The 13,884-nt window shown below is 66.4% G+C and carries 13 protein-coding genes; 5 read left to right on the top strand and 8 right to left on the bottom strand.

Annotated elements, in window-relative coordinates; translation table 11 throughout:
* Positions 1-46: 46 nt before the first annotated feature.
* The 3 genes from J8I26_RS03780 to J8I26_RS03790 form a co-directional block, all read right to left on the bottom strand.
* Entirely contained in the window at positions 47-1,360 is a 1,314-nt protein-coding gene (locus J8I26_RS03780; protein WP_209604178.1) for an MFS transporter, read from the bottom strand.
* A gap of 212 nt (positions 1,361-1,572) precedes the next feature.
* Positions 1,573-2,331, bottom strand: a complete 759-nt coding sequence (locus tag J8I26_RS03785; RefSeq protein WP_209604180.1) for an SDR family oxidoreductase — start codon at positions 2,329-2,331, stop codon at positions 1,573-1,575.
* A 52-nt stretch (positions 2,332-2,383) separates the two neighbouring features.
* Entirely contained in the window at positions 2,384-3,817 is a 1,434-nt protein-coding gene (locus J8I26_RS03790) for an aldehyde dehydrogenase family protein (protein ID WP_209604182.1), read from the bottom strand.
* A 396-nt stretch (positions 3,818-4,213) separates the two neighbouring features.
* On the opposite strand from J8I26_RS03790, the gene J8I26_RS03795 reads away from it, so the two are divergent.
* Positions 4,214-5,059: a FadR/GntR family transcriptional regulator gene (locus J8I26_RS03795; protein ID WP_209604184.1), complete on the top strand. Its 846-nt coding sequence runs from the start codon at positions 4,214-4,216 to the stop codon at positions 5,057-5,059.
* Positions 5,060-5,137: 78 nt separating this feature from the next.
* Positions 5,138-6,079 (top strand): LysR substrate-binding domain-containing protein, encoded by a 942-nt coding sequence (locus tag J8I26_RS03800; RefSeq protein WP_209604186.1) that lies wholly within the window; start codon positions 5,138-5,140, stop codon positions 6,077-6,079.
* A gap of 111 nt (positions 6,080-6,190) precedes the next feature.
* Here the strand turns inward: J8I26_RS03800 and J8I26_RS03805 are convergent, their stop codons facing one another.
* Positions 6,191-6,619, bottom strand: a complete 429-nt coding sequence (locus J8I26_RS03805; RefSeq protein ID WP_209604188.1) for a hypothetical protein — start codon at positions 6,617-6,619, stop codon at positions 6,191-6,193.
* 200 nt (positions 6,620-6,819) lie between these two features.
* Between J8I26_RS03805 and J8I26_RS03810 the strand changes: the two genes are divergently transcribed.
* Positions 6,820-7,077, top strand: a complete 258-nt coding sequence (locus J8I26_RS03810; RefSeq protein ID WP_209604190.1) for a hypothetical protein — start codon at positions 6,820-6,822, stop codon at positions 7,075-7,077.
* Positions 7,078-7,083: 6 nt separating this feature from the next.
* Here J8I26_RS03810 and J8I26_RS03815 read toward each other — a convergent pair whose 3' ends face one another.
* The 3 genes from J8I26_RS03815 to imuA are packed head-to-tail and all read right to left on the bottom strand — an operon-like array spanning position 7,084 to position 12,523.
* Complete coding sequence (locus J8I26_RS03815) at positions 7,084-10,350, bottom strand: error-prone DNA polymerase (protein ID WP_209604192.1); 3,267 nt, start codon at positions 10,348-10,350, stop codon at positions 7,084-7,086.
* A 15-nt stretch (positions 10,351-10,365) separates the two neighbouring features.
* Positions 10,366-11,847: a DNA polymerase Y family protein gene (locus tag J8I26_RS03820; RefSeq protein ID WP_209604194.1), complete on the bottom strand. Its 1,482-nt coding sequence runs from the start codon at positions 11,845-11,847 to the stop codon at positions 10,366-10,368.
* The gene (gene imuA / locus J8I26_RS03825; RefSeq protein ID WP_209604196.1) at positions 11,777-12,523 is read right to left on the bottom strand and encodes a translesion DNA synthesis-associated protein ImuA; all 747 of its coding nucleotides are present in this window, start codon (positions 12,521-12,523) and stop codon (positions 11,777-11,779) included. The genes J8I26_RS03820 and imuA overlap by 71 nt, the downstream gene beginning before the upstream one ends.
* A 323-nt stretch (positions 12,524-12,846) precedes the next feature.
* On the opposite strand from imuA, the gene J8I26_RS03830 reads away from it, so the two are divergent.
* Entirely contained in the window at positions 12,847-13,074 is a 228-nt protein-coding gene (locus J8I26_RS03830; protein ID WP_209604198.1) for a hypothetical protein, read from the top strand.
* An 11-nt stretch (positions 13,075-13,085) separates the two neighbouring features.
* Here J8I26_RS03830 and J8I26_RS03835 read toward each other — a convergent pair whose 3' ends face one another.
* Complete coding sequence (locus J8I26_RS03835) at positions 13,086-13,379, bottom strand: hypothetical protein (RefSeq protein ID WP_209604200.1); 294 nt, start codon at positions 13,377-13,379, stop codon at positions 13,086-13,088.
* A 140-nt stretch (positions 13,380-13,519) separates the two neighbouring features.
* Here J8I26_RS03835 and J8I26_RS03840 point away from each other — a divergent pair, with 140 nt between their 5' ends.
* Positions 13,520-13,867 (top strand): KGG domain-containing protein, encoded by a 348-nt coding sequence (locus tag J8I26_RS03840; RefSeq protein WP_209604202.1) that lies wholly within the window; start codon positions 13,520-13,522, stop codon positions 13,865-13,867.
* Positions 13,868-13,884: the final 17 nt, after the last annotated feature.

The raw sequence follows: 13,884 nt of genomic DNA on the forward strand, positions 1-13,884 counted from the left end.
AAGGAACCGCCGTTTCGCGTTCAATGCCTGTCCAGCGTCTGGTCGATTACTTGTTGACCAGCTTGGCCGGCAAAGTCAGCGTCAGCAGACCGCCGATCACCAGCGACACGGCCAGCACATACATGCCGGCGTTGGTGCTCTGGGTGGTGTCCTTCAACCAGCCCACCAGGAACGGGCTGACGAAACCGGCCAAGTTGCCCAGCGAGTTGATCAGCGCGATGCCGGCCGCGGCGGCGGTGCCCGACAGGAAGGCCGTCGGCAGGCTCCAGAACAGCGGCAGCGTGGTCAGGATGCCCATGCTGGCCAGTGTCAGCGACGCCATTGCCATGGTGGTGTTGTGGTCGTACACGGTCGACGCCAGCAGGCCAACGCAGCCGAAGAAGGCGGGAATGGCGACGTGCCAGCGGCGCTCGCGGCGCGCGTCGGCGCTGCGGCCGATCAGCACCATGGCCACGGCGGCGAAGGCGTAGGGAATCGCGGTCAGCAGGCCGACGTTGAGCGGATCGGTCACGCCGGTGGTCTTGATGATGGTCGGCAGCCAGAAGCTCACGCCGTACAGGCCCATCACGAAGCAGAAGTAAATCAGCGCGCCCAGCCAGACGCGGCCGTTGGAGAACATGGCCGACAGCGACAGGTGTTCCTTCTGGCTTTCTTCCTGGCTGATCTTGACTTCCAGCAGCTTCTTCTCTTCTTCAGTCAGCCAGGCGGCGTCACGGATACGATCCTTCATGTAGGCGATCACCAGCACGCCCAGGATCAGCGACGGGATTGCTTCCAGGATGAACATCCACTGCCAGCCGGTGTGGCCCCAGATGCCGGGCATGGCATGCATGATCCAGCCCGACAGCGGGCCGCCGATCACGCCGGAGAGCGCGATGCCGGTCATGAACAGCGCGGTGATCTTGCCGCGGCGCTCGGCCGGGTACCAATAGGTCAGGTACAGGATCACGCCAGGGAAGAAGCCGGCCTCGGCCACGCCCAGCAGGAAGCGCATCAGGTAGAACATTTCCGGCGTGGTGACGTAGGCCATGCCGCCGGAGATGATGCCCCAGGTGATCATGATGCGGGCGATCCACATGCGCGCGCCCACCTTGTGCAGGATCATGTTGCTGGGAATTTCGAAGACGAAATAGCCGATGAAGAAGATGCCCGCGCCCAGGCCGTAGATGGTCTCGCTGAACTTCAGGTCGGACAGCATCTGCAGCTTGGCGAAGCCGACGTTGACGCGGTCGAGGTAGGACGCCACGTAGCACAGGAACAGCAGCGGCAAGAGCCGCCAGGTGACCTTGGCATAGGTAGCGTCTTCAAAGGTGGCCTGGCTGCTGCCGGGCGAGGCGGTGGCGCCTGCGTTGTAGCTCATGTCTCACTCCTAATGTGTATGCGGTGTTCTTATTCTGTTTTTGCGTGCGGCCTTGGCTATGCTGCCCGGTCCGCCTGTATTGCCGCCGGTGTCCGCTGCGTTAGTGATTGTTCTCGCATCCGGATCGGTGCCTCATTGTAGTGACGGCGGCGCTATTGTCAATGCAATATCGCCGCCGTCGCCGAGCTTGTTGACCGAGGCTTACGCCACGCTTACACGCAGCGTCCGCCGTCGACTTCGATGCATACGCCGGTCACGAATTCGGCCTCGTTGGAGCCGAGATAGAGGCAAGCGTTGGCGATGTCCTCGGGGTTGGAGAAGCGACCCATGGGGATGGTGGCGACGAACTTCTTGCGGTTCTCAGGGGTGTCGGGCACGCCCATGAATTCCGACAGCAGGCCGGTGGCCGAGATCACCGGGTTGACGCAGTTCACACGGATCTTGTCCGGGCCCAGTTCGGCCGCCATCGACTTGCTGGTGGTGATGACCGCACCCTTGCTACCGTTGTACCAAGTCAGGCCCGGACGCGGGCGGATGCCCGCAGTGGAGGCGATGTTGACGAAGCAGCCGCCGCCGACCTTGCGAAAATGCGGCACGAAGGTGTGTGCCGAGAGGAAGATGCTCTTCACGTTGACGGCGTAGACGCGGTCGAACTCGTCTTCTTGCACTTCCAGCATGGGGCGGTTGCGGTGCGTGGTGCCGGCGTTGTTGACCACGATGTCGAGCGCGCCGTAGTTCTCCAGCGCAGCGGCCAGCAGCTTGTCCATGTCGGCGCGCTTGGAGACGTCGGCCTTGGCGAACACCGCGCGGCCGCCGGCCTTCTTGATTTCTTCGACCACGCGCAGGCCGCCGGCCTCGCCGATGTCGGCCACCACCACCGCCGCGCCTTCGCGCGCATAGGCCTTGGCGATGCCTTCGCCGAATCCCGAACCGCCGCCGGTCACGATGGCTACTTTGTCTTTCAAACGCATGTCATGTCTCCTTGGATGAATCGAATGGTTGTTGCATCAGTTCGTTGCGCGATCAGCCGTGGCGGATCGCGATGGTCTTGAGCACGGTGAAGCCGTAGAGCGCCTCGAAGCCTTTCTCGCGGCCGTGGCCGCTGGCCTTGACGCCGCCGAACGGCAACTCGACGCCGCCGCCGGCGCCGTAGTTGTTGATGAACACCTGGCCGCTGCGAATGGCGCGCGCCATGCGCATCTGGCGCGCGCCGTCGCGCGTCCAGACGCTGGCCACCAGGCCGTAGTCGGTGCCATTGGCCAGGCGGACGGCGTCTTCCTCGTCATCGAAAGGCATGGCCGCCAGCACCGGGCCGAACACTTCTTCCTGCGCCAGGCGGTGCTGCGGCGGCACGTCGCGCAGCAGGGTGGGCGGCTGGTAGAAGCCGGTGGCCGGCGCCTTGGGGTCGACCACGCCTTGCGCCACGACGGCGATCTTGTCGCTGCGGGCATCGGCGAGGAAGCCCGCCACGCGCTCCTGCTGGGTCTTGCGGATCAGCGGGCCGCAGTCCAGGTCCATCTGCGAGGAGCCCACGCGAAGTTGCGAGAACAACCCGCTCAGGCGATCCAGCACCTTTTCATAGGCGCCGCGCTGCACCAGCAGGCGGCTGCCGGCCGAGCAGGTCTGGCCGGCGTTCTGCACGATGGCGTTGACGATCACCGGCAGCATGGCGTCGAAGTCGGCGTCGTCGAACACCACCTGCGGCGATTTGCCGCCCAGCTCCAGCGTGACCGGCGTGTGATGCTCGGCGGCGCCGCGCACCACCACCTTGCCGATATTGGGCGAGCCGGTGAAGGAAATATGGTCGACATCGGGATGCTTGACCAGCATGTCGCCGGCTTCATGGCCGTAGCCGGTGACGATGTTGAGCGCGCCTTCCGGGAAGCCGACCTCGGCGGCCAGTTCGGCTACGCGCAGGATGGACAGGCAGGCGTCCTCGGCCGGCTTGACCACGCAGGTATTACCGGCGGCCAGGGCGCCGCCGACGCAGCGGCCGAAGATCTGCATCGGGTAGTTCCACGGCACGATGTGGCCGGTCACGCCGTGCGGCTCGCGCAGCGTCAGCACGGTGTAGCCGGACTGATAGGGGATGGTGTCGCCGTGCAGCTTGTCGGCGGCGCCGGCGTAGAACTCGAAGTAGCGCACGATGGCCGCGGCATCGGCGCGCGCTTGCTTCATCGGCTTGCCGCAGTCGCGGCCTTCCAGCTGGGCCAGCTCTTCCTGATGGTCCTGCAGCTTCAGCGACAGCTTCATCAGCAGGCGGCCGCGCTCGGCCGCCGACAGCTTGCCCCAGGCGCCCTCGTAGGCGCGGCGCGCGGCCTTGACGGCGCGGTCGATGTCGGCCTCGTTGCCGCGGGCGATGGATTCGAAGACCTGGCCGTCGGAGGGATCGATGACGGGGATGCTGTCGCCGGAGGCGGGTTCGACCCAGCGGTTGTCGATGAAGTGCTGTTTCATGGGCGTGCGTCCTTTCGAAGGTGTCCGGAACGGAAGTGCGTGCATCTGCGCCGGTGCGCGGCGCGCACGGGCAGGGCAAAACGGGAAAGCGCAGCGGCAGGAAGGGCGCTCGCATGGGCGCGCCTTTTGGGGGTGGTGTCTCCTGTCGTTGTTATGCATGCGCGCACCGTGGTTCGTGGCGACGGCGGCGCTGTTATGGGTGCCCAATCTAAGGCAGTGCTCAAAAGCTGTCAATTTATTTTACTTATTCATAGCGGGCTTTCTTTGCCAAAAACTATCTTCGCGCGCAGCAAATCCGCTACCATGCGCATCAATACAGGAGGCATTCGCGGCGGCGCAGCCATGCGGCATCGCAGCGACTACAGCTTCCGGAAATGTCATGCCAACGGAGACGATATGCCGAAACCCAGCCAGCCGCGCACGCCCGACGCCGATACGGCAGCGCGCGCGCCGTCGGCCAAAGTTGTCAACCTGAAGAACCCGGCGCGTGCGTCCGGTTCGCCCGAAATCCTGACGCTGGCCGCCGCCGGCCTGGGACCGGTGCGCCCGGAGCGCTTTGCCGAGCGCGTCTATGAGACCCTGTTCCATGCCATCGTCGAGGGCCGCATCGCGGTCGGCAGTAAGCTGCCCTCGGAGAACGATCTGGCCACCCTGTTCGACGTCTCGCGCCCGGTGGTGCGGCAGGCGCTGGATCGTCTGCGCGAAGACCAGATGGTGGAGTCGGTGCGCGGCTCCGGCACCTACGTGAAGGAAAAGCCCGGCCTGGCCGCCGCCACGCCGCAGGACGCCGAGCCGGAAACCCGCATCGGCCACATCATGAACGGCCTTGAGCTGCGTCTGGTGATCGAGCCCGAGTGCGCCTACATGGCCGCGCTGCGCCGCAATGCCGAGGACCTGGAGAAGATGGAGCGCCTGCTGGAGGGCTTTGAGCAGGCCAATGCGGTGGGCGGCATCGCCCACCATTTCGACTTCGCTTTCCACGAGGCGATCGCCACGGCCACCGCCAACATGCGCTTCGTGCAGGTGATGAAGACGCTGGAGTACGACGTCAGCCACGCCGTCAACATGCTGCGCCACCTGATGCACATCCCGCCGTGGAAGCGCTCGCAGGATGCGATGGACGAGCACCGCAAGATCTTCGAGCTGATCTGCGCCCAGGACGCCGAAGGCGCGCGCCGCGCCATGCGTGGGCATATCGAGAATGCGCGCACGCGCATGTTCAACAGCCGGCCCGGGTTGTAAGTGCATGAGTACGTGAGTGCGTGAGTACGGGGCGCTCTGTTGTCAATTGAATTAACAAGTCTGGATTAACGCCGCTTCATGGAATTACGTCAACTGCGCTATTTCGTCGCCATCGTCGACCACGGTTCGCTGTCGCGCGCGGCCCGCGTGCTGCACATCGCCCAACCGGCACTGACCCAGCAGATCCGCCAGCTGGAAGACGAGATGGAGGCGCAGTTGCTGCACCGCTCGGCCCAGGGCGTGATCGCCACCGACGCCGGCAAGGTGTTCTACGAGCACGCGCTGGCGATCCTCAAGCAGATCCAGGACGCCAAGCAGGCGGTGGCGCAGTCCACCGACAAACCCTCCGGCACGGTGGCGCTGGGCATTCCGCAAAGCGTCTCCAATGCGCTGGCGCTGCCGTTGTTGAACGCGGTGCGCTCCACCTATCCCGAGATCACGCTGCAGCTGACCGAAGAGCTGACCGGCAACCTGATCACCCAGCTCAAGTCCGGCCGCATCAACCTGGCGGTGCTGTTCGACGACGGCCAGCTGTCTTCCTTCGCGGCCACGCCGATGATCGAGGAAGAAATGATGTACATCACCCGCGCCAAGTCGCAATACGGCGTCTCCGGACGGCGCGGCGTGCCGCTGGCCAAGGCGATCGCCGCGCCGCTGATCCTGCCGGGCCTGGCGCACGGCGTGCGCCCGCGCATCGAGAACCTGGTGCGCGCGCAGGGCATGGCGCTGGAGAATGTGATCGAGATCAATTCGGTGGCGATCCTGAAGTCGGCCATCCTGGCCGATATCGGCGCCACCATCCTGCCGGTGGCGCCGCTGCTGTCCGACATCGAGCGCGGCGACATGGCGGCGCATGCGATCGCCGGCGAGAAGATCTCGCGCACGCTGGCCTTGTGCGCCTCCAAGAACATCCCGCTGACCACGGCGGCGGCGGCCGTGGAGCGGCTGGTGCTGGATGTCACCGATGAATTGTGCCGCTCGGGCAAGTGGGGGCATACCCGGCTGCTGGCGCGGGAGTGAGGCATCCCGGCGATGCGCCGGAGCAGCGGTGCAAACAACAACGGCATGCGTTGAGCATGCCGTTGTTGTTTGTGACGCGGGTGGAAGCACCCGCGCTGCGATCAGCGCAGATCAGCGCAGGATGTCCAGTACCTGCAGGATGGTGAAGCTGACCGGATCGTAGACCACGGTGTAGCCGTCGTAGTAACCCATCTGGTAGCCGCGCGGCGGCGGCGGCAGGTCGCGGCGCACGTTCTGCGGCACCGGCTTGATGCGGCCGCGGAACTCCGGCGGCACCGGCTGGCCTTCGCGGAAGTCCGGGCGATGGCCGCGATCTACGCGCTTCAGATCGCCGTTGTAATGCTTGCGCAGCTTTTCGCGGTCGGCGTCGCGGAACTCATAGCGGCGCTCGCCGCCGCCATGGTCATCATGATGTTCCATGCCGGGGCCGGGCGGCGGGCCCGGCTGCTGCGCCTGCGACAGTGAGGCCCAGCCCATCGAGGCTGCGGCGGCGAAGGCGAGGGTGGAGGTTTTCAGTACGGTCTGGAAGCTGGTTGGCATAAGCGCTCTCATTGTTGATGTCCGTGAAAGACCCCCGACGGCAAAGTGAAGTTGCCGGATTTACCCTTGTAAAGGAAGTGCAAGCGAATGCGGGGCGCGGTAAATCGGCGCAAAAGGGCTGGAGTTGCAGGCCGGCAAGCCAGATCATGGCGCCTGCGCGCAAAGATTGCGCGATTTTTCATTGCACCTGGAAGGACCCCATGGCCATCAGCCCCGTCGCCTCCGTCAGCGCCGCCGGCGCGCTCGCCGGCACTTCCCTGTACGACATCAAGCCGCCGGCGCCGCCGCGCACCCCGCCTGCGCCGCTGATCGGCATGGAGGCGCTGCCGGCCGCTAACGCGGTCGCGGCGACGGCGGCAACAAGCGGCGGCAACAGCAGCAACAACAACTCGACCGGCTCGGGCAATGGAGGTAGGTCGCCGGGCGGGTCCTACGGCGGCTTTTACGCCGTGGCCTGAGGCCCGTTAGAAGAAATCGCGGCTGCGCGGCTCCAGCTCGCCCAGCAGATGGGTCAAGTCCTCCAGCCGTCCGGCCACCAGATGGCGCACCTTGCCCTTGGCCTGCCAGGTGCCGTAGACGCCCAATAGCCGCGCATTGAGCACCTCGCTGCGCTGGCGTTCCAGCACCGCCGGCCAGATCACCACGTTGGCCGATCCGGTCTCATCCTCCACCGTCATGAAGATCACGCCCTTGGCCGTGGCCGGGCGCTGGCGCACCGTCACAATGCCGCAGCAGCTGGCGAACTGGCGATCCTGCAGCAGGTTCAGGTCGGCCACGCACATGAAGCGCCGGCGTTGCAGCGTTTCGCGCAGCAGCGCCAGCGGGTGGCGGCGCAAGGTCAGGTTCATGGCGCGGTAGTCGCCCAGGATCTGGTCGCCTTCGGTGGGCGCCTCCAGCTCCACCATCTCGTCGCGCCGCGCGGCCGGGCGCAGGATGTCGCGGTCGGGGACGGCGCCCACCGCGTGCCACAGCGCCTGGCGACGATGGCCGGCCAGCTCGCGCAGGGCGTCGCCGGCGGCCAGCGCCTCCAGCGCGTGCCGGTCCAGCACGGCGCGCCGGGCCATGTCGGAGACATCGGCGAAGGGCTGCTCGGCGCGGGCCTGCTCGATGCGCAGCGCGGCCTCGGCCGGCATGCCGCGCAACAGGCTCATGCCCAGCCTCACCGCGGGGCGCGCGTGCGGCTTGCCGGGCAGCGGCTCCAGGGTGGACTCCCAGTTGCTGCGCATGACGTTGGCCGGCCGCACTTCCACGCCGTGGCGGCGTGCATCCTGGATCAGCTGCGAGGGCGAGTAGAAACCCATGGGCTGGCTGTTGAGCAGGCCGCACAGGAAGGCTTCCGGCTCGTGGCATTTGAGCCAGCTGCTGAAGTAGGTGAGCTGGGCGAAGCTGGCGGCATGGCTTTCGGGGAAGCCGTATTCGCCGAAACCCTGGATTTGCTTGAAGATGTTTTCGGCGAAGTCGCGCGAATAGCCGTTGTCGGTCATGCCCAGCACCAGCCGTTCGTGATGAGGACCCATGCCGCCCTTGCGTTTCCAGGCCGCCATCGAGCGGCGCAGGTCGTCCGCCTCCGAGGGGGAGTAGCCGCCGGCCTCGATGGCCACTTCCATCACCTGTTCCTGGAAGATCGGAATGCCCAGGGTGCGCTCCAGCACTTTCTTGATCTTGCCGCTCTTGCTGGTGTTGTCGGGATAGTCGAAGCTGCCGCCTTCGCGCACCAGCTCGCGCCGCTGCAGATAGGGATGCACCATGCCGCCCTGGATCGGCCCCGGGCGCACGATCGCCACCTGCACCACCAGGTCGTAATGGGTGCGCGGCTGCATGCGCGGCAGCATGCTCATCTGGGCCCGGCTTTCGATCTGGAACACGCCGATGGTGTCGGCCTCGCAGATCATGTCGTAGGTGGCGGGATCCTCGCGCGGGATATCGTGCATGCGCATCACCTGCGGCAGGCCGCGCCGCAGGCTGACCAGCTCCAGTGTACGGCGCAGCGCGGTCAGCATGCCCAGCGCCAGCACATCCACCTTCAGCAGCCTGAGCGACTCCAGGTCGTCCTTGTCCCATTCGATCACGGAACGGTCTTGCATGGCCGCGTTCTGGATCGGCACCAGGCGCGAGAGCTGGCCGCGTGCGATGACGAAGCCGCCGGTGTGCTGCGACAGGTGGCGCGGGAACTTGAGCAGCTTGCCGGTGATGCCGGCCCACAGGCCGATCTGGGGCAGCTCGGGATCGAGGCCTGCTTCCTTGAATCGCTCCAGCAATTCCTCGCGGCTGTCGAACCAGTGCTGGGCCTTGGCCACGGTATCGACCACCGAGGGATCCACGCCCAGCGCCTTGCCGACTTCACGCAGCGCGCCGCGCGGCCGGTAGCTGTGCACGGCGGCCGCCAGCGCGGCGCGGCGGCGGCCGTACTTGCGGTAGATGTGCTGGATCACTTCCTCGCGCCGCTGGTGTTCGAAGTCGACGTCGATGTCCGGCGGCTCATCGCGTTTCTCGCTGATGAAACGGGCGAACAGCAGGCGCGTCGAGGTCGGGTCGACTTCGGTCACGCCCAGGCAGTAGCAGACCGCCGAGTTGGCCGCCGAGCCGCGTCCCTGGCACAGGATGCCTTTTTCGCGGGCGAACTTCACCAGGTCGTAGACGGTGAGGAAATAGGCTTCGTACTCCTTGCCGGCGATCAGCGCCAGCTCCTTCTCGATCTGTTCGCGCACCTCGCCGGGCACGCCGCCGGGATAACGCCTGTGCGCGCCGGCCAGCGTTTCCTGCCGCAGGTAGTCGGCCGCGCTCATGCCCAGGGGCACCAGTTCGTCGGGATATTCGTAGCGCAGTTCATCCATGTTGAAGCGGCAGGCGGCGGCGATCTTCAGCGTTTCGGCCATCACCGGCGCGGCATGCACCTGCGCCAGTCGCAGGCGCTGGCGCAGGTGCTGCTCGGCATTGGGCGCCAGCGCATAGCCGCATTCCTGCACCGGCTTGCCCAGGCGGATGGCGGTCACCACGTCCAGCAGGTATTTGCGTGAGCGGTTGTGCATCAGTACGTCGCCGACGGCGACCTGCGGCACGCCGTGGCGTCGCGCGGCCTGTTCAAGGGTGTCGCGGTGGATCTCGTCCAGCGGGCGGTACAGGCGCGTCAGGCCGAGCCGGCCGCGCTCGCCGAACAAGGGCTTGAACCAGCGTAGCTGGCTCTCCAGCGTGGCGGCGTCGACCGCGTAGTCAGGCACCAGGATCAACTGGCAATCAGGCAGGGCGCGCAGGTGCGACAGCGCCGGCGGCGGCGCGCTGAAGTCCTCCGGTTGCAGCAGGTAGCTGCCCTTGGCGGCATCGGGCCGGGTGCGCGCGCGGGTGATCAGTTCGGACAGGTTGCCGTAGCCCTCGCGGTTGTTGGCCAGCGCCACCAGGGTCATGGCAGCCAGCGGGTGCAAGGTGCCTGACGTGTCCGCTGCTTCCTGCAATCCGGTAAAGCGAAAGCAGCTGCCGATGATGAGCCTGAAGTCGCGATCCTTGTTCTGCTCCAGCTTCATCTGCTCCTTGCATGCTGCGTGCGCCCGCACCACGCCGGCCAGCGTGCATTCGTCGGTGATGGCCAGCGCCTTGTAGCCCAGCGCGATGGCGCGCTCCACCAGTTCGGCTGCGTGCGAGGCGCCGTGCAGGAAGCTGAAGTTGCTGCGGCAGTAGAGCTCCGCGTAGTCGGGCAGGCCGGCGGCAGGCGGCAGGGGAGCGAAGTCGTCGTCCATGGCGTACTGCACCCGTCAGCCGAACAGCCCGTGCAGGAACCACTGCGGTTCCTGGTCGGACTGCTCGCCGCCCACCCACTGGCGGAAGATCCAGTAATAGACATGGCGGGCATCGCGCGCGGTGAAGTAGTCGCGCGTGACCGGCCGGCCCTCCCACCAGCCGGCTTCGATGCGTTCGGGCGGCGATGCCAGCTCCAGCGGCGTGCGATAAAAGGGCTTGTGGCGTTGCAGGCGCAGGGGTTCGGGGTCGGCCAGCAGCCACAGCGGACGCGGCGGCAGGCGCGCGGCATCGGCCGGCAGCGGCGCCGGCAGGTCGGCGGCGTCTTGCATGACCCCGCACCAGCGGTTGGCGACTTCGGGCCGATGGTCGGCCTGGGGCGCGGCTTGTTGCACCTGATCCGGGCCCAGGCGGGCGACCAGCAGCTCGATCAGACGATGGTGGTCTTCGGCGCTGCCGCCGGGTTCGGGAAACAGCGTCTGGCTGGCGGCCTGCATGCCTTCCAGTTCGTCGGCGACCAGCACCAGCGCGATGGCCGGCGCCGGCAGGCTGGAGCGGGTCAGCTTTTCCTTGAGCAGCGCGTGCAGGTGGTCTTCCTGCCAGGCGGCGACCGACAAGGCCAGCACTAGTTCGGTGGGCGGCACGGCCTGGCGGCCGCGTTCATGCTCCAGCAGCAGGCGCAACTGCTTCACCGCCAGTTGGCGCGCCGACAGCCAGCCGGCCAGCTGGGCCAGCAGGCGCTGCGCGTAGGCGGCCAGGATGTCGGTATGGTCGATGCGGTCCGGTAGCTCCATGCGGGCGCGAAAGGCCGGCGGCGCTTGCACCCAGCGATGCAGCTCGGGGGCCTCGCCGTAGGCGCGATCCATCATCTCCAGCAACGCCTTGCCGCAGCGCCGCTGCAGGCCGGGGCGCGGCAGCCGGCGCAACTGGCCCAGCCGGCGGCAGCCCAGGCCGTGCAGCCATTCCAGGTGCGGTACGGCGGCGCTCAGCAGCGACACCGGCAGGCGTTCCAGCCTGCGCCGCATCGATGCCGCACGCAGCGTGCGCACGTAGCCGAAGCGCGCCAGCATCCAGGCGCCGGTGGCGGTCACCGCGCAGCTCAGCGTGGCGGACAGGCCCAGCCGGGCGATGGTCACCCGCACCCGACGGCACAGCGCGCGAATCCCGCCGAACAGGCGCAGGCTGGCGCCCACGTCGAGCAAGACGCAGGCGTCTTCGGCCAGGCTGACCTGGGGCGTGTACTGCAGCAGCGCCAGCGCCGCCTCGTCCAGCAAGGCGGCTTCACGCAGCCGGTCGCGCTCGTGGCAGTGGGCGTCGGGCGACAGCAGCCGGGCGCCGCCGCGGCGCATGCCGGTTTCCACACCGTCGGCGCGCGCCGACGCCGAGAGGGCGCTGACACGGTCGCGCTCGAACATCATGGCCGGCTCTTCAGCCAGCCAGTTCGGGCGAAAGGCTTCCAGTTGCAGCAGCGGCAGGTGTACGGCGATCCACAGGGACATGGCGTTGCAAATTCGGCGAAGGCGTCAGTGAAATGAACAGGGGCAGGTCGCGCCGCGGTCCGCGACGCTTGATGAAACCGATTTCCAGGCCGTCTTTCAGGCCGTCCCGTGCCGGCCGCAGCGCCAGCCGCAGGGGAGCGGGCGATGCCTCGCGGGCACAGGACAACGGGCGAAACAGGAAGAACAGCGTACTGCCACCCTGGGCCGCCATATGCAGGCGGCGCAGGTTGTCGGCGCGCATCTTCGGCTGCCACAGCAGCAGCGCCTGGCAGCTGTCGGCGCGCAGCACCTGCTCGGCGGCCCAGCAGGCGTCGGAGGGCGTGTCGGCCTGCAGCGTCAGCAACCGCGAAGGCGCCACGCCCAGCCGCGCCCAGCCCGGTGCATTGACCGCATGCGGAGCCTGCAGCAGGGCGATGCGTCCGGCGCCGGGGCGCAGTCGACGGTCCGGCGCTGTGCTCAGCACCGGGCGCAGCAGGCGCAGTTCGCCGATGCCGTCTTGCGGCAACAGCAACTCGATCAATACGCCGGCCGGCCAGCCGCCCTCCGGCAACTCCGCATCCAGCGCCGCGAAACCGCTGGCCATGCCGCGCGGCCCGCCGCGCGCCAGCTGGGACGCCAGCCAGAGCGAGGGATGGATCGCTTCCGGCGCGGCGGCCGGGGAGGAAGGCGTCTGCATGGGAAAGATGGCGGCGGTGCGCCGTGGCTCGGAAAAATACGATAACTGTATAAATATACAGTATTTGTTCCAACCCTGAGAAAAAGTTACAAGTTAAGAAAAGAAATCCGGCGACGCCGCTGCCCGCCAATGGAACGAAAAAAGGGCCGCACTGCGGCGGCCCAATAGGAGGCTGGAGGTAACCTCCGGAGACTTGCTTTGCTCCCGGCACCCGATGGGGGGCCAGGTGAAGCAACTTCAGGGCGCGGCTACTGCCACAGACGAACAGACTGCCTGTCCACTTCGTCCCGGCGCCGTGCCGCAGGTCGTCAGCGCGAATTCTTGTGGCTCTGCTGACCTGCCTTGACGTGCTGTTCGTGCGTGCCGCCCTGGGAGCCGTGCTGCTGCCCGCCTTGGGAGGCTTGCTGTTGATGCTGCTGGTTCTTGTGGCTTTGTTGCCCGGCCTGAACGTGCTGCTCGTGGCTGCCACCGCGTTGCGATTGATTCTGGTTCGACATGAAGCATCTCTCCTTGGTCAATTTTCAAAAGAAGACATCCGAAGGAATGTCTGAGAAGAACGCCGTCAGGCACCGCTTTGAAACCGCTGGAGCAACCGTGGCAGGGCGAACTCCCCGCAGGCAGCTGCCGGATGCCTGTGCATGGACGGCGTAGAGTCATCATAGGCGGCGTCACTTGGCGGCGTTATCGGCCATTGCCGCATGTTGCGGTCAGCAAACGCTGTCGTCTTTGTCGGCAAGCCTTGATGAGCGGGGAAAGGGCGCAGGCAGGCCATCTTGACGGATGAGCAATACGTTTTTTTGCGATTTCCGAGCTCATCGATAAAAATCGGCAAGCTCATCTTCACGGATTCCTTCATTTCCTACAGTCAATGCCTACAAGGGCTGATGGACTCTTCTGATAGTTACTGCCGTGGATGCTTCCTAAACTGCAGACGTGGGTAGTTCGGTTTCCGGCCGGACATCCCATCATTTTTCCGACCAGACAAAGGAGTCAGACATGGCAAATGCACAAAACCCGGGCAGCAGCAATCGCGGCTTCGCAGCAATGGACCCGCAAAAGCAGCGCCAGATCGCCAGCATGGGCGGCAAGGCTGCCCATGCCAAGGGCGCTGCCCACGAGTTCACCTCGGCAGAAGCACGTGAAGCTGGACGCAAGGGCGGACTGAACAGCCATGGCCGCAAGAATGCCAACGCCGGCGGCAACGCTACCGGCAGCGTGGCCGTCGCTGCTCCTCAGATGACGCAAAGCGCTCCGCAACCGCAGCAAGTCCAGCAGTCGCAACCCTCGCAACAGCCACAGCAGCAACCGCAACAATCCGACAGCCATCCGCTGCAGCAGGGCTGATGCAGTCGCCGGCAGGC

This window comes from Herbaspirillum sp. LeCh32-8, from assembly GCF_017814915.1.
In the GTDB taxonomy this organism is placed as follows: Bacteria; Pseudomonadota; Gammaproteobacteria; order Burkholderiales; family Burkholderiaceae_D; genus Herbaspirillum.